Genomic DNA, 14,762 nt, shown 5'->3' on the forward strand with positions numbered 1-14,762 from the left:
TCGCACTTTGCCGTACGGAGATAGTGGGCCTCCGCCTACGCGGCAGGTGGCGCACCGCACCCAAACTACACCCTTCACAGGCCATGACAATGTATAAAACCCAGGCCTTCACGGCGTGCGACGCGCGTCCGCCACCCATCCAACGCTCGAAAGGACCTTCCATGCAATATCGCATTCGTACTGCCGCCATCGCTTTGGCCCTGGGCCTGTCTTCGCTGGCGGCATCTGCCAGCACCGCAGACAAGCTGGCAGCCGCTCAGGCCGCTGCCATTGATCTATCGCAAGCCATTGATACCGTACAGACCCAGCACGGGCTCAAGGTGGTGGAGGCCGAGATCGACATGAAGAAAAAGCAGCCGATCTATGAGTTCAAGGGCATTAATGCGCAAAACCACGAGACCCAGCTGAAGTTCAGCGCGCTCGACGCCTCCAAGATGCTGGAAACCAAGGACGAAGGCGCTGCCAAGAAGAAGTACACCGACCGCCTGGCCACCGCCAAGATCGGTATCAACGAAGCAATTGCCACTGCACTCAAGCACACGGCTGGCAAGGCCGTGGAAGTGGATCTGGACGACCACCTGGGCGTGCTGAGCTATGACGTGAAGATCATCGACGCCAACAGCAAGCTGGTGGAAGTGCGCGTCAACGCGGTTGACGGCACCACCAAGCAGTAAGCCGCACCCCTGCATACCCCGACACGACCCTGCCCTGCCAGTGGCAGAACATCCCAAAAGGCCAGCCATGCGCTGGCCTTTGCGTTTCAACAGCCCTGGCCGCTGTATGGCTGCACCATGTACACCGCATCTTCGCCATAGCCGCGCACGGCTGCGGCGTCAGCATCGGACAGGCCCGTATGCAGCGCATAGCCTTTGCGGCGCCAGTAATCCTGCGAGCCCTGCACCGATACCAACGCAGAGTGGCGGGGAGACCAGCTGCGCGCACTGTGCCAAAGCGCATCCAGCAGCGCCGATGCCAGCCCCTGGCCCGCACAATCAGGGCTCACGGCCATGTCGTGCAGATACAGGGTGTCGGGAGCTTCATAGTCTTCAAACGCACCGTGTATGGGTGTGACACGCCCCAGGGCGGAGCGGTAAGCCGCCAGGTAGGCCAGCACGGTATCCCCCTGCACGGCCACCAGCGAGCATTGCATGCGGCTGGCGATGCGGGCGCGATAGACCTCCGCACTCTCCATGTAGTGCCTGCCGTAGCAGGCCTCCTGCACCTGCATCAAGCCTTCAAGGTCGGCCAGCGCCAGCGGGCGGATGATGCGGGAATCATTGGAATCAGGGGCAGAAAAGCGCATGGCCTTATTGTCGGCCATGCGCTTTTCTATTGCATGCGCTACGGATTGTGGAGCGGCCGCATTCCGCCCCAATCACAAAGCAGGCAATGGCGCCTGCGAAGACGCGGGCACCGTGGTGCGCGCGGCATTCATCACCATGGACAGCAGGCTGTAGTAACCATTGATGCCAATCAAGTCCATCACGCCCTTGTCGCCGAACAGCTGCTGGGCCTTTGCCCAGGTGGCGTCGCTCACCTGGCGCGCCTGGTGCAGCTCGATGCAAAAATCATGCACCACGGCTTCGTCCTCGGGCATGGCAGAGGGCCGCTTGCCAGCGGCCACCGCATCAATGGTGGCCTGCGCCACGCCTTCGCGCAATGCGATCGGCGCATGAATTGCCCATTCCACCTGCTGCGTCCACTGGCGCGCAGTCACCAGAATGGCCAGCTCGGTCAGGCGCACGCCGATGGCGCTGCGGTAGCGCAGGTATTCGCCCAGGCGCTGCGTATGGTCCATCAGCTCGGGGCTGCGCAGCAGGGGAACAAAGGGCGAGATCAGCGCGCCTCGGGGGCCGTCGATGATGGGTCGCGCATAGCGGCGCTGTTCTTCGCTCCAGGCCTCTTGCGGCAAGGGCGGCATGCGGTCATTGGCAGATGTCATATCGGGGGTCTTTTCCTGTCCATTCATGCAGCCGCTGTGGCGCCATTCCGGGCCAGCACGGTATCGATGGCGTCGCCCAGACGCTCCACCACCTGGTCCAGCTCGGATTCACTGATGATGAACGGCGGCGCCAGCAGGATATGGTCGCCATTCCTACCGTCGATCGTGCCGCCCATCGGGTAGCACAGCACGCCGTTTTCCATGGCCTGGGCCTTGATCTGGGCATGGAGCTTGAGTGCCGGGTCAAAAGGCGCCTTGCTGCTCTTGTCCTGCACCAGCTCCACGCCCCAGAACAGGCCCCGGCCACGGATATCACCGACATGCGGGTTGCTGTCAAAGCGGGCATGCAGCTGCTTTTGCAGATAGGCGCCCCGCGCCAGCACCTGCGGCATCAGCTGGTCGCGCTGAATCACCTTCTGCACCGCCAGCGCCGCAGCAGCGGCCATCGGGTGGCCGATATAGGTGTGGCCGTGCTGGAACAGGCCGCTGCCCTTGCGCATGGCCTCCACAATCCTGCCCTGCGCCAGTACGGCGCCAATTGGCTGGTAGCCGCCGCCCAGGCCTTTGGCAATGGTCATCAAATCGGGGCTGATGCCTTCCTGCTCCACCACATGCAGGCTGCCGGTGCGGCCCATGCCGCACATCACCTCATCGGCGATCAGCAGAATGCCGTAGCGGTCGCACAGCGCGCGCAGGCCCGTCCAATAGCCAGCGGGGGCCGCCACCGCACCCAGGGTAGCGCCCACCACGGGCTCGGCGACAAAGGCAATCACCTTGTCGGTGCCCAGCTCCTGGAATTTGGCGTCAATCTCCGCCAGCAGGCGCGCTGTATAGGCCTGCAGGCTTTCGTCCGCGCGGCGGTCGCGGTACTCGTAGGCAGGCGCCACACGTCCCACATCCATCAGGATGGGCGCAAACTGCTTGCGGCGCCATTCGTTGCCACCGACGGCCAGTGCGCCCAGGGTGTTGCCATGGTAGCTTTGGCGGCGCGCGACAAAGTGCGTGCGCTCGGGCTGGCCGATCTCCACAAAATACTGGCGCGCCATTTTCAGCGCGGCTTCCACGGCTTCCGAGCCGCCAGAGACGAAATACACGTCCGTCATGCCCGCAGGCGCATGGGCGATCAAGTGGTCGGCCAACTCTTCCTGCACCTCCGTGGTGAAGAAACTGGTGTGCGCATAGGCCAGCTGGTCAATCTGGCGGTACATGGCAGCCATCACATCCGGCTGGGCATGGCCCAGGCAGGAGACGGCCGCGCCGCCACTTGCATCGATGTAGGCCTTGCCTGCCTTGTCAAACAGCTGAACACCCTTGCCGCCCACAGCAACGAGCGGAACCTTGGCCAGAGAACGATGGATAACATGGCTCATGATCGAGCACTCCTTATTCCGTTTCTAAATCAAACGATTACTTTGTCGGCTGCGTTCGCCGTGCTACAGCACTGCCTTCACTTCGCCTTCGCGTACTCCCTTTGATTGAGAAACGGCATTTGCGATGCGGCGCCGGCCCTGTGCTGGCGGCCATGCCGCATAGTATAAGGAACATTTGTTATTTTTTAAATATTTTCTGGAACAAATGATCCAAGGATGCTCATGTCGCTACTGATTTAATAGTCAAAGCATGCACCAGTATTGCGCCAGCGCCCCATTTCATACCAGAACAGCGCCTGGCTCAGGCAGCCGCCCTCTTCTGCCGCCATACCAGCCACCCCATGGCCAGCGCGGTCGCAATCAGGGGCACGATGGAGCCCAGGTTGAGCATGTTCCAGCCCTGGCTGGTGACCAACGCGCCCGAGGCGAACGAGGTCACCGCCATGGTGGCAAACACGAAGAAGTTGATGCAGGCCTGCGCGCGGTCCTTTTCCTCGGGGCGGTAGTTCTGCACCGCCAAGGTGGTGCTACCGGTGAACAGAAAATTCCAGCCCACGCCCAGCAGACTGAGCGCCAGCGTGAAATGCATCACGGTCTGGCCCGACAGCGCAATGCCCACGCAGATGGCATTGAGCACCACGCCTACAAACATGACCTGCATCACGCCAAAGCGCTTGATCAGATGCCCGGTGAAAAAGCCCGGGGCAAACATGCCGATCACATGCCACTGCAGCACGCCTGCGGCGGCGCTGAAATCAAATCCGCACACATCCATGGCCAGCGGCGTGGCGGCCATCAGCAGGTTCATGATGCCGTAGCTGGCCGCAGCCGCCAGGGTGGCCACGGCAAAGCCCGGCTGCCGAAGCAACTCGCCCACCGTGCGCTGCGGCACGCTGCCAGGCCCTGCGCCCGCTGTCTGTGGTGCAAAACGCACCAGACGCATCAGCCCCATCGACACGACCGCCACCACCATCAAGGCCAGGTAAGCGCCCAGAAACGGCGTGGCAAACATGGTGCGCGTGGCGCTGGCCAGGCCCGGGCCCAGCACCGCACCGATCAGCCCGCCCGCCAGCACCAGCGAGATGGCCTTGTCGCGCTGGGCAGGCGCCACCAGTTCGGCCGCCGCAAAGCGGTAGAGCTGTCCATTGGCGCTGTAGTAGCCCGCCACCAGGGTGGACAGGCACAGCAGCACAAAATGCTGCCAGTAGGCCGCCAGCGCGCACAGCGCCGCCGACCCCAGCGCCACCAGCAGGCCCAGCTGGAACGAGCCCTGCCGCCCCAGCCGCGCCTGGCTCCTGGCCACCAGCGGCGTGGAAAGCGCGCCGCCCACCACATAGCCCATCACCGGCAAGGTCGCCATCCAGGGTGCAGGCGCCAGGTGCAGGCCGACGAGGCCATTGATGGCAATGAACACCACGTTGTTGGTGAGAAACAGGCCCTGGCACAGGGCCAGCCATGCGATGGAGCGGTTCATTACGGTTTGTGATGTGTGTTGTATTCAGAACGTGTTTACGTTCTTAAGTCCAGCATGCAGGCGCTCATGGCGCTGCGCAGTCACCTGCGGCTCCATCGAACACCTTGCCCGGGTTCATCAGCCCCAAGGGGTCGAGTGCAGATTTGATAGCGCGCATTGCAGCCAGCTCCTGCGCTGTGCGGCTGAAAGGCAGATAGGGCTTCTTGTGCAGGCCGATGCCGTGTTCTGCAGACACGCTGCCCTGGAACTGTTGCACCAGTCCGTAGAGCACGGCCTCCAGCGCCTCGTCCTCGCCGCCAATGGTCTTGCCATCGGTCGTCACATGCAGGTTGCCGTCGCCCACATGGCCGAAGAACAGGCTGTGGTGGCCGGGCCAGCGGACGTCGAACGCGGCGCGGCAGGCGGCGGCAAAGCGGCCGATATCGACCTGCGGCAGGCTCACATCGAAATTGACGGGCGGGTGCATGTGCTGGGTCATCTCGGCCGGGGCTTCGCGCAGCTTCCACAGGCTTTTGGCCTGCTCGCCCGATTGGGCAATCACGGCATCCACCACCTCGCCCGCCTCCATGGCTTCGCCCAGGGCGGCTTCCACCGCATCCTGCAGGCTGGCTTCGTCCTTGCCGTCCACATCGATCAGCGCCAGGAGCGGGTGCTGCTCGGCAAAGGCGGGCTGGAGCTTTTGCCACTGCATCGAGGTCTGCACGAAATCGTTCCACATCAGCTCGAACGCCGCCACGCTGTTGCCAAAGCGCGACTGCATGCGCGCCAGCACTGCCAGGGCCTCGTCAAACCCCGGCATGGCAACCAGGCAGGTGGCCTTGGCCTGCGGCGCGGGGCGCAGGCGCAGCAATACGCGGGTGATTACGCCCAGGGTGCCTTCCGCGCCGATGAAGAATTGCTTCAAGTCATAGCCGGTGTTGTTCTTGAGCATGGGGCGCAGCATGGGCAGCACGGTACCGTCGGCCAACACCACTTCCAGGCCCAGTACCTGTTCGCGCATCATGCCGTTCTGCAGCACGCCGTTGCCGCCCGCATTGGTCGATACATTGCCGCCAATCTGGCAGCTGCCGCGCGCGCCCAGGTCCACGCCGAACACGCGGCTAGCCGCCACGGCCGCCTCCTGCACGGTCTGCAAGGTCACACCCGCCTGCACGGTCATCAGGCCGGTGCGCGCATTCACGTCTTCGATGGCGTTCATGCGCTCCATCGACACCGCCACGCAGCCGGGCACCGGCACTGCGGCGCCTGCCAGCCCCGTCAATCCGCCCTGCGGCACCACGGGCACGCGGTGGGCATGGCAGATGCGCAGCAAGGCGCTCACTTCGTCCGTGCTGCGCGGGCGCACCAGAGCGAGCGGCTGCACGGGGGCGGTGCCGCTCCAGTCGGTCCAGTATTTTTCAGGAATGGAATCCGCGCCGCTGCGCGCAAAGCCTTGTGCGCCCAGGGCTTGTTCCAACTCGGTCCAGAAGGCAGCGCCAGGGGCAGTCGCTGCGGTGGTGGGGCTCGGGGTAGTCATAGCCTTCTATTGTGGTGCGCCTGGCGCCACTGTGGCGCAGGCGGCGGCGCTCAGCTGTCATGCCGGTACAGCGGCGCACTATCAAAAAAATAGCATCTGGTGCCCATGGGGTGAACACCAGATGCGGTTTTTGCCACCAATAATGGTCAGCGTCCCTGGTTTTGCACAAACTGCAGCAGCACTTCCACCATGCGGCGCACATGCGGCTGGATCTTGGCCGCCACCTCGGGCAGGTAGTCGAAGGGCATGGTTTCCTGCATGTAAGCGCACTGCGTCATCTCCAGCTGGATGGCATGCACATTCTGCGCAGGCTGGCCATAGTGGCGGGTGATGTAGCCGCCGGTGTAACGGCCATTGAGCACGGAGGTAAAGCCGTCAGCCGCGCTCTTTTGCGCCTCTGCCAGCAATTGCTCGCCCAGGCCAGGGGCGCAGCTGGCACCCTTGTTGGTGCCCAGGTTCAGGTCGGGCAGCTTGCCTTCGAAAAAGCGCGGCAATACCGAGCGAATCGAGTGCGCATCCCACAGGCCAGCCGCGCCATGCTGCGCCTTGATGCGCGCCAACTCACCCGCCAATTGGTCGTGGTAGGGCTGCCAGACGGCATCACGGCGCTGGGCGATCTCGGCGTCGTCGGGCTCCAGGTCCTTGCTGCGGTAGATCGGCGTGTCGGCAAAGGTGTCGGTCGGACACAGGCCCGTCACGCTCTGGCCGGGGTACAGGCTTGCGCCATCGGGCGGACGGTTCATGTCGACCACGAAGCGCGAATGCGTCGCCACCAGGGTGGAGGCGCCGATCTCCTCGGCAAAGGCGTACAGGATGGGCAGGTGCCAGTCGGTGTCGTGCACCTCGCGCGCATCGGGCATGAAGCGCTCGGCCAGCGCAGGTGGCACGTAGGTGCCGACGTGCGGGAAGGAGATCAGGACAGGCGCGGTTCCCTGGCGGAATTCAAACGCCGGACGATCGGTTTCGAAATGCATATGTGGCTCCTTCTTTCTTTCCGTGCCTTGGCTGTTCATCAAAAAATGAGCTGTTGGCGCTTATCTGTATTAATTTTCAGAATGTTTTATATCTGAAAATCAATAAAACAATACGCCTAAAGCTATGCTTTTTACCTAGGCAAGCAGTTCGCTACGCGCAGCGACAAACGCCTGCTGCGCACTGCGGTGCAGGGCGTGGCGGCCTTGTTCCACCTGGCACTGCCCTGCCACCCAGACGCTGGCCACCGCGCTGCTGCGGCTGCTGGCAAAGACGTGCGAATCAAGTTGCTCGGCCACCGGCAGCCCGGCGAGTGCAAAGTGCTCGCCATCGAGCACAACGCAATCGGCCTGCTGCCCCACGGCAAGGCCCGCCACGTTGCGACCTGCGGCCTGCGCGCCCCCCTGCACGGCAGCGAGCATCATGTGGCTGGCCACGTGCGGCTGCTGCACACTGGCGGCCACATTGCGCTGCTGCGACTGCAGGCGTTGGCTGTATTCGAGCACCATCAATTCTTCCGCTGCATTCACACCGATGTGGCTGTCCGAGCCAATACCCCAGCGGCCCGCACCGGCTTGCCAGCGCGGCAGGTCGAAAATGCCGTCGCCCAGGTTGGCCTCGGTCAGCGGGCACAGGCCTGCCACGGCCTCGGAGGCGGCGGCGGCGGCGTATTCCGCATCGTCCATGTGCGTGGCATGCACCAGGCACCAGCGGGCGTCCACCGGCATGTGATCCAGCAGCCAGGCCACCGGGCGCTGGCCGCTCCACTGCAGGCAGGCATTCACCTCGGCCATCTGCTCGGCGATGTGGATATGAACAGGCGCCCGTGCATTCAATGCATGCAGGCCTTGCACGGCCTCTTTCAGGGCATCGGGTGCCACGGCGCGCAGCGAGTGCGGCGCCAGGCCCAGCGCGGCGCCCTGGGCAGTGCAGGCGGGTGCCAGGGCTTCGAGCAGGCGCAGCATGTTGTCGGTGCTGCGGATGAAGCGCTTCTGGCCGTCGCCGGGCGGCAAGCCGCCAAAGCCGCTGTTCTGGTAGAGCACGGGCAGCAAGGTGATGCCGATGCCCGCCGTTTGCGCGGCGCGCAGCAGGGCCAGGCTCAATTCGCTGTCTGGCGCATAGGGCTGGCCGTCCGGCTGGTGGTGCAGGTAGTGAAACTCGCACACGCTGGTGTAGCCCGCCTCCAGCATTTCGATATACAGCCAGGTGGCAATGGCCTCCAGGTGCTGCGGCGACAGGCGCGCGGCAAAGCGGTACATCAGGTTGCGCCAGCTCCAGAAGCTGTCCTGCGCCTGGCCACGAAACTCCGACAGGCCCGCAAATCCGCGCTGAAAGGCGTGCGAGTGCAGGTTGGGCATGCCCGGCAGTACCGGGCCTGCAGCCTGCATGGCACCCTGCGGCGCCTCTGCATCGGCCTGCACCAATGTGAAACGCCCTTGCGCATCCCAGCGCAGCAATACGTTCTGCGCCCAGCCGCCGGGCAGCAGCGCATGGGCGGCAAACAAACTGTTTTCTTGGTTCATGGTTCGCATGGCAGGCGCATCAGGCGCCGATTGCCACCTTGTTCAAAGCCACGGCAATCAGGATGGCGTCATCGCTTGCCGCGCTTGCCTCCACCGCCGCGCCGCTGTGCGCGGCCCAGTACACGCCATCGTGCACGCCGGCCTGCAGCGCAGCGCCCCCTTGTAGCTGCCATTGGCCAGCACGCGCCAGCAGCAGACCATGGGGCGACGCCAACTGCACGCTGCCACCGTGATGAATGCTGACCACGGCGTGCGCCACGCCACGGCGCGTCATCACATTGAAGTCGTACGAAGGGCCGCCCAGCAGGTCGCAGTCCAACGCCACATCGCCCGAAAAGGCAAAGGGCTGCAGGGCCTGGCCCAGCCGGTGGTTGATGGCGCCGTCCGGCGAATGCAGGTGCACGCCGTCGCCCGACAGCAGGGTGATCACGCGATCAATACCTGCAAAGGCCGAAAACGGCCCGCTCCTGGCAATCTGCGCGATGCTGATGCGCCACTCAAAGCTGTCGAGGCCCGCGCCCTGCGGCCAGCACACCACTTCCTGCGTGGTGCCGCCGCCGTTCTTCCATGGCGTAGCGGGCAGCGACTGGCTGCTGAAAAAATGCATGCTCATCCAGCGGCTCGCTTATTGCTTGGTCAGTACCGCCTGCAGGAAGCTGCGCGTGCGCTCCTTGGTCGGGTTGCTGAAGATGGTGTTGGGGTCGCCAGCTTCGATGATGCCGCCACCATCCATCACCACCACCACGTCGGCCACTTCCTTGGCAAAGCCCATTTCGTGGGTCACCACCATCATGGTCATGCCTTCGGAGGCAAGCATCTTCATCACCTGCAGCACCTCGCCCACCAGCTCGGGGTCCAACGCAGACGTTGGCTCGTCGAACAGCATGACCTTGGGGCGCATGGCCAGCGCGCGGGCAATCGCCACGCGCTGCTTCTGGCCGCCCGAGAGGCTTGCCGGCATGGCGTCGGCCTTGTGGCCCAGGCCCACTTTCTTGAGCAGGTCGTGCGCCAGGGCGTCTGCGTCCTTGCGGCTCATGCCGTGCAGCTTGCGCGGGCCGAGGGTGACGTTGTCGATCACCGACAGATGCGGAAACAGGTTGAAGGACTGGAACACCATGCCCACTTCTTCGCGCAGCGCGTTCAGCTCCTTGTCGGACAGCATGCGGCCTTCGTCGACCAGCGTGCGGCCGCAGATGTCGATGCGGCCACCCTGGGGCTCTTCCAGGCCGTTGCAGCAGCGCAGAAAGGTGCTTTTTCCCGAGCCGCTGGGGCCGATGACCACCACCACCTGCTGGGGCTTCACATCAAAATCGATGCCGTTGAGCACCACGTGATCGCCATAGGCCTTGCGCAGGCCGCGAATGCGGATCATCGATTCCGGGTTGGGGGTTGCAGCACTCATTGCACCATGCCTCCAGCGCGCATGCGCTTCTCAAAATGGCGCAGCAGCAAGGTCGTCACGCCCGTCAATACAAAATAGATCACGGCAATCGCCAGGTACACCTCCAGCGAACGGTAGGAGACGCTGATGATCTTCTGGCCTTCGTGCATCACGTCATGAATAGTGAGCAGCGACACCAGAGCCGAATTCTTGATCAGCGCGATGAATTCGTTGCCGAGCGGCGGAATCATGCGCACGATGGCTTGCGGCAGAATGACCGAGGTCATGGCCTGGCCGGACGACATGCCAATGGAGCGCGCCGCCTCCATCTGGCCCTTATCGATGGACTGGATGGCGCCGCGCACCACTTCGGAAACATACGCACCCGAGTAGATGCCCAGGCCCAGCACGCCGCAGGCAAAGGCCGGCAGCATGATGCCGAACTGCGGCAGGCCAAAGAACAGGATGAACAGCTGCACCAGCAGCGGCGTGCCACGTATGGCTGCCACATAGGCCGTGCAGATGCCATAGACAATTCTGCGCTTGGGGTTCAAGCGGCCAATACCGATCAGCAGGCCCATCACACAGCCCAGCAGCAGCGCGCAGGCGGTGATCTCCACCGTCACCGCAGCGCCACGCAGAAGCTCCGGCCATCCAGCCCAGACGGGCGAAAAATCCAATTCCATAATCTATCCTGTCGTGTCGGCACAGCACGCGGCACCCGCCACGCGCTGCGGACATCACTGCTTCACATTACTTGCTGGGGAACCACTTGTTGACGATGGCCTGGTAGCCGCCATCGGCCTTGAGCTGTTCCAGCGCCTTGTTGACGGCCACGGTCAGTTCGGGCGTGTCCTTGCGGATGGCCATGCCGTATTCCTCGGTCGTGAGCTGCTCGGGCAGCACCTTCATGCCGCCACGGGTGCGGATGTACTGGAATGCGGCGGGCTTGCCGGTGACGGCGGCATCGGCGCGGCCAATGTCCACCAGATTGAACATCTCCTGGTTCTTTTCCACCTCGACGCGCTGCACCTTGGGGTAGTGCTCGGTCAGAAAGCCCACCGACTTGGTGCCCACCTGCACCGACACCTTCTTGCCGTTCAGATCAGTCAGCTTGGCAATCGGGCTGCCTTCCTTGACCATGGCAACCAGGCCGCCGGCGTAGTACGGCTGGGTGAAATCCACCACCTTCTTGCGCTCTTCGGTGATGTAGATGGCCGATACCGCCATGTCGTAGCGCTTGGCGATGAGGCCGGGCACCAGGCCCTTGAAGTCGATATCGACCCATTCCACCTTCTTGCCCATCTTGGCGGCAACGGCTTCCACCAGCTCCACGTCAAATCCGGTCTTCTTGCCGTTTTCGACAAACTCCATGGGCGGGAAGGTGGCATCGGTGGCCACGCGCAACACATTCGACTGGGCAAACGCGCCTGCGCCTGCACCCAGGGCCATGGCAAGCACAGCGGTCTTCAAAACGATACGACGGAAGTTCATGGGGAAGTCCTTTCGGGGGGAAATTGGAAAAATGGAATCAATCACTCAGCCAGAATGCGGGAAATGCGCGCCGCAGCCGCCAGGGTGGCCTGCACCAGCTGCGCCTCCTGCTGCAGCACGCGCTGGTGCGGCGCCATCAGCGTGATCGCAGCCAACGCGCGGCGGCCGCTGCCAAAAAGCGGTGTGCTGCAGCCCCATACACCGGCATCGACTTCGCCGACGGTGGTGATGTAGCCCCGCTCGCGCAGCGCAGCCAGCTCGGCAGCCGCCTCGTTGTACGCCGCCGTGTCGCGGCCATGGTGCTGGCTGAGCAATGCGTCGCGCTGCACGGCGGGCAGGTAGGCCAGCACGCATTTGGCCGAAGCGCCCACCCGCAGGGGCACGCTGCTGCCCTTGACGAAAGAGCAGCGCAGCGACTGCGGGCTCTCCACCATGTCCAGACACACGGCCTGGCCATTGGCGGCGACCAGCAGGCCTGCGCTTTCGCGGGTCTGCTCGGTCAGCTGCACCAGAATAGGCCGTGCCACCTGCACCAGGTGCGAGCCGTCATCAAAACCACGGGCCAGCTGCAAACCCAGCGGCCCGGGCGCGTAGCTGCCACCATGCTCGACCACAAAGCCAAAGCGCTTGAGCCGCGCCAGTTGCCGGTACAGGCTGCTGCGCGGCAGGCCGGTGCGCTGCATCAGGTCTGCCGCAGACAACGCGCAGTCTGCACAGGCCAGCACTGCCAGCACCTGCAGCACACGGTCGGCAGCCGAAATCTCGGCAGCCGGTGCAGCAGGGTCTTGGGCAGTCGCAAAGCGCTCGGGGGCATTCATTCTTTAATTCCCATATTTTGGGATCGAAAAATCACAACCTGAAACAGGTTTCATGCCGGAATTTTCATTTCTCCCTCTGTAGAGGCTCTTAGTAAAAACCCTTGATTACGTCAGAATGCAAATTGCATATCCCATTTAATGGGAATTTAAATTGTAAAACTGGGATGGCTCTGCGGATTCACGCCACCCATGAGCGGTCTCAGAACGTGTTTACGATCTCTACGCAGCCGCGTTGGAGTGCAATCGGGATGAGTTCGAAGCGATAGGCCGCAGCTTGCACCGGGGTGCAAGCAAGGGTCAGCGCGCAGAAATCGCCCGATTTCACTCCAACCCATAGGGACAGTGGGTTTGCGGGCGGTCTGCGTCGTTGCAAATCCTCGCAATAGCATGGCTATTGCTGCGGTATTGCGCCTAGCAGCCCATCCCGCAAAGCCACTGTCGCGGCGCGAGGAGATCGTAAACACGTTCTCAACCGGCACGGCTGATGGCACAGACCTGCAGCCCGCCGCAGAAGATGAAAGCAAGGATGATGCCGCGTGCACGGCGGTGTACCGATGCGCACCAGGAGGCGCCAGAGGGCGCCCATGGAGTGAGCTTGCCGATCGGCTAGAGGGAGGCGCCCGCCAGGGCCTTGCCCTGCTCCACGCTCATCTCACGCGGCAGGGCGACACCGTTCTTGACGGCCAGTATCTCGGCCATGATGCTGACGGCGATCTCCGCCGGGGTCTTGCTGCCGATGTACAGGCCCACCGGGCCGTGCAGGCGCGCCAGGCTCGCCTCGGTCTCGCCGAAATGGGTTTTGAGCCGGTCCTTGCGGCTGTCGGTATTGCGGCGCGACCCAATGGCGCCCACATAGAACGCCGGGCTGCGCAGGGCTTCTAGCAGGGCGAGGTCATCGAGCTTGGGGTCGTGGCTCAGGGCCACGATACAGCTGCGCGGGTCAGGGGCAAAGGCCAGCACCGCGTCGTCGGGCATGTCGTGCCACAGCCGCACGCCGGGCAAGCTGAGCGCGCCCCAGTACTCTTCGCGCGGGTCGCACACCGTCACGGCAAAACCGGAAAACTGCGCCATCGTGGCCAGGTACTGCGCCATGGCGCCTGCCCCGATCAGCAACATGCGCCAGGCAGGGCCCAGCACATTGCGCATGGTGTCGCCGTCCCACTGCAGGTCGATGGCCTGGAGGGCAGGCGCCAGCGAGGTAACACCCGTGCGGCCATCGACAATCCGCTCCACCAGCAGGCCGCGCGAGAGGCGCTCCACCAGATCGCACAGCACCGGCAAGGGGGGTGCAAACTCCAGCAGCAACTCCAGGGTGCCGCCGCACGGCAGCCCGAAGCGATGCGCCTCATCGGCTGTGACCCCATAGCGCACCAGCTGGGTGGGCTGGCCACCCACGGCCGCGGCGCGCTGCGGCCCCGAAAAGCGCTGGATCAGGTCGTCCTCAATGCAACCACCCGATACCGAGCCGACCGCCTGGCCATCGCCGCGCAAGGCCATCATGGCCCCTTCCGGCCTGGGCGACGAGCCCCAGGTGCGTACCACCGTGGCCAGCAGCGCCGGGTGGCCGGCTTCGAGCCAGTCCTTCAGGGTTCGCAGCACCAGGGCGTCCATGTCTTCCATCGCAGCTCCTCACATCCTCATTCCATGGCAGCTGGCACCGCCGCAAGGCGCGCCAGCCGCTGCAGATCTTCGAGCGTATCCACGTCGCTCACCACGCCGGCATCCTGCACCGGCGCATCCTGCACCTGCCGCGCCGCGCGCAGGGCCTGCACCACACTGGCAGCCCCCTGCTCGCCGCTGAGCTGGCTCAGCGCCGGGTAGCAAAGGGCATCAAACACCACCGGATGGCCCCGCTGGCCGTCGTAATGGGGCACCACGCAGCGAATGCCCCGAGGCCTTGCATCTTGCAATTGCTGCGCCAAAGACACCAGGGTAGCGGCCTGCACCAGAGGCAGATCACCCGGCAGTACCAGCCAGGCACTGGCCTGCGACGTGGCGCGCACCCCGGCTGCAATGGAGTCGCCCATACCGGTGCCCGCTGGCATGGCATCCACCACATGCCAGGGCAGGCCGCTGGCCTGCACGGCAGCCAATACGTGGTCCAGCACGGCGCGCCCCTTGAGCTGTGCCTGCAGTTTGCTGCCGCTGCCACCCGATTGCACAAAACGACGCCCCTGCCCGGCTGCAAGCACGACGACAACGGCGTCTTCAAAGCGTTGATCGGAAGAAGGTGCGGCGGCAGGCATGTTCGTGAGCATCATTCGTCGCCGCT

At 63.9% G+C, this 14,762-nt stretch carries 15 protein-coding genes; 1 reads left to right on the forward strand and 14 read right to left on the reverse strand.

From position 1 onward, the window contains the following. The first annotated feature begins 161 nt into the window (after positions 1-161). Complete coding sequence (locus tag LAD35_RS00220; protein ID WP_224150771.1) at positions 162-674, forward strand: PepSY domain-containing protein; 513 nt, start codon at positions 162-164, stop codon at positions 672-674. 86 nt (positions 675-760) lie between these two features. Here LAD35_RS00220 and LAD35_RS00225 read toward each other — a convergent pair whose 3' ends face one another. From LAD35_RS00225 to LAD35_RS00290, 14 genes are all read right to left on the reverse strand, one after another. Then, the gene (locus LAD35_RS00225; protein WP_224150772.1) at positions 761-1,321 is read right to left on the reverse strand and encodes a GNAT family N-acetyltransferase; all 561 of its coding nucleotides are present in this window, start codon (positions 1,319-1,321) and stop codon (positions 761-763) included. 54 nt (positions 1,322-1,375) lie between these two features. After that, on the reverse strand, positions 1,376-1,942 hold the full coding sequence (locus tag LAD35_RS00230) for a carboxymuconolactone decarboxylase family protein (RefSeq protein WP_224150774.1): 567 nt from the start codon (positions 1,940-1,942) through the stop codon (positions 1,376-1,378). Between the two features lie 23 nt (positions 1,943-1,965). Then, positions 1,966-3,312: an aspartate aminotransferase family protein gene (locus tag LAD35_RS00235; protein ID WP_224150775.1), complete on the reverse strand. Its 1,347-nt coding sequence runs from the start codon at positions 3,310-3,312 to the stop codon at positions 1,966-1,968. Positions 3,313-3,613: 301 nt separating this feature from the next. Next, entirely contained in the window at positions 3,614-4,786 is a 1,173-nt protein-coding gene (locus LAD35_RS00240; RefSeq protein ID WP_224150776.1) for an MFS transporter, read from the reverse strand. A gap of 64 nt (positions 4,787-4,850) precedes the next feature. After that, entirely contained in the window at positions 4,851-6,302 is a 1,452-nt protein-coding gene (locus LAD35_RS00245; RefSeq protein WP_224150777.1) for an FAD-binding oxidoreductase, read from the reverse strand. Between the two features lie 146 nt (positions 6,303-6,448). Further along, positions 6,449-7,276: an N-formylglutamate deformylase gene (hutG, locus tag LAD35_RS00250; protein ID WP_224150779.1), complete on the reverse strand. Its 828-nt coding sequence runs from the start codon at positions 7,274-7,276 to the stop codon at positions 6,449-6,451. A gap of 135 nt (positions 7,277-7,411) precedes the next feature. Then, positions 7,412-8,797 carry a formimidoylglutamate deiminase gene (locus LAD35_RS00255; protein WP_224150780.1) on the reverse strand — a complete coding sequence of 462 codons (1,386 nt, stop codon included), beginning with the start codon at positions 8,795-8,797 and terminating at the stop codon, positions 7,412-7,414. A 19-nt stretch (positions 8,798-8,816) separates the two neighbouring features. Continuing rightward, a complete protein-coding gene (locus LAD35_RS00260) occupies positions 8,817-9,404 on the reverse strand; it encodes a HutD family protein (protein WP_396022794.1) in 588 nt (195 codons plus the stop codon). A gap of 18 nt (positions 9,405-9,422) precedes the next feature. After that, entirely contained in the window at positions 9,423-10,199 is a 777-nt protein-coding gene (locus tag LAD35_RS00265; protein ID WP_317986723.1) for an amino acid ABC transporter ATP-binding protein, read from the reverse strand. Next, on the reverse strand, positions 10,196-10,864 hold the full coding sequence (locus tag LAD35_RS00270) for an amino acid ABC transporter permease (RefSeq protein ID WP_224150782.1): 669 nt from the start codon (positions 10,862-10,864) through the stop codon (positions 10,196-10,198). The genes LAD35_RS00265 and LAD35_RS00270 overlap by 4 nt, the downstream gene beginning before the upstream one ends. Before the next feature lie 67 nt (positions 10,865-10,931). After that, positions 10,932-11,672 (reverse strand): transporter substrate-binding domain-containing protein, encoded by a 741-nt coding sequence (locus LAD35_RS00275; protein ID WP_224150783.1) that lies wholly within the window; start codon positions 11,670-11,672, stop codon positions 10,932-10,934. 41 nt (positions 11,673-11,713) lie between these two features. Next, positions 11,714-12,490, reverse strand: coding sequence for an IclR family transcriptional regulator (locus tag LAD35_RS00280; RefSeq protein ID WP_224150784.1), 777 nt, complete (start codon positions 12,488-12,490; stop codon positions 11,714-11,716). Positions 12,491-13,096: 606 nt separating this feature from the next. Beyond that, positions 13,097-14,110 (reverse strand): XdhC family protein, encoded by a 1,014-nt coding sequence (locus tag LAD35_RS00285; RefSeq protein ID WP_224150785.1) that lies wholly within the window; start codon positions 14,108-14,110, stop codon positions 13,097-13,099. 17 nt (positions 14,111-14,127) lie between these two features. Then, positions 14,128-14,736 (reverse strand): nucleotidyltransferase family protein, encoded by a 609-nt coding sequence (locus LAD35_RS00290; RefSeq protein WP_224150786.1) that lies wholly within the window; start codon positions 14,734-14,736, stop codon positions 14,128-14,130. Positions 14,737-14,762: the final 26 nt, after the last annotated feature.

It is taken from the genome of Comamonas odontotermitis, assembly GCF_020080045.1.
GTDB lineage: Bacteria > Pseudomonadota > Gammaproteobacteria > Burkholderiales > Burkholderiaceae_C > Comamonas > Comamonas odontotermitis.

Bases quoted from the DNA above. Each gene is read 5' to 3' on its own strand.
- LAD35_RS00220 (WP_224150771.1), top strand. From the start codon at position 162: ATGCAATATCGCATTCGTACTGCCGCCATCGCTTTGGCCCTGGGCCTG.
- LAD35_RS00225 (WP_224150772.1), bottom strand. From the start codon at position 1,321: ATGGCCGACAATAAGGCCATGCGCTTTTCTGCCCCTGATTCCAATGAT.
- LAD35_RS00230 (WP_224150774.1), bottom strand. From the start codon at position 1,942: ATGACATCTGCCAATGACCGCATGCCGCCCTTGCCGCAAGAGGCCTGG.
- LAD35_RS00235 (WP_224150775.1), bottom strand. From the start codon at position 3,312: ATGAGCCATGTTATCCATCGTTCTCTGGCCAAGGTTCCGCTCGTTGCT.
- LAD35_RS00240 (WP_224150776.1), bottom strand. From the start codon at position 4,786: ATGAACCGCTCCATCGCATGGCTGGCCCTGTGCCAGGGCCTGTTTCTC.
- LAD35_RS00245 (WP_224150777.1), bottom strand. From the start codon at position 6,302: ATGACTACCCCGAGCCCCACCACCGCAGCGACTGCCCCTGGCGCTGCC.
- hutG (WP_224150779.1), bottom strand. From the start codon at position 7,276: ATGCATTTCGAAACCGATCGTCCGGCGTTTGAATTCCGCCAGGGAACC.
- LAD35_RS00255 (WP_224150780.1), bottom strand. From the start codon at position 8,797: ATGAACCAAGAAAACAGTTTGTTTGCCGCCCATGCGCTGCTGCCCGGC.
- LAD35_RS00260 (WP_396022794.1), bottom strand. From the start codon at position 9,404: ATGCATTTTTTCAGCAGCCAGTCGCTGCCCGCTACGCCATGGAAGAAC.
- LAD35_RS00265 (WP_317986723.1), bottom strand. From the start codon at position 10,199: ATGAGTGCTGCAACCCCCAACCCGGAATCGATGATCCGCATTCGCGGC.
- LAD35_RS00270 (WP_224150782.1), bottom strand. From the start codon at position 10,864: ATGGAATTGGATTTTTCGCCCGTCTGGGCTGGATGGCCGGAGCTTCTG.
- LAD35_RS00275 (WP_224150783.1), bottom strand. From the start codon at position 11,672: ATGAACTTCCGTCGTATCGTTTTGAAGACCGCTGTGCTTGCCATGGCC.
- LAD35_RS00280 (WP_224150784.1), bottom strand. From the start codon at position 12,490: ATGAATGCCCCCGAGCGCTTTGCGACTGCCCAAGACCCTGCTGCACCG.
- LAD35_RS00285 (WP_224150785.1), bottom strand. From the start codon at position 14,110: ATGGAAGACATGGACGCCCTGGTGCTGCGAACCCTGAAGGACTGGCTC.
- LAD35_RS00290 (WP_224150786.1), bottom strand. From the start codon at position 14,736: ATGCCTGCCGCCGCACCTTCTTCCGATCAACGCTTTGAAGACGCCGTT.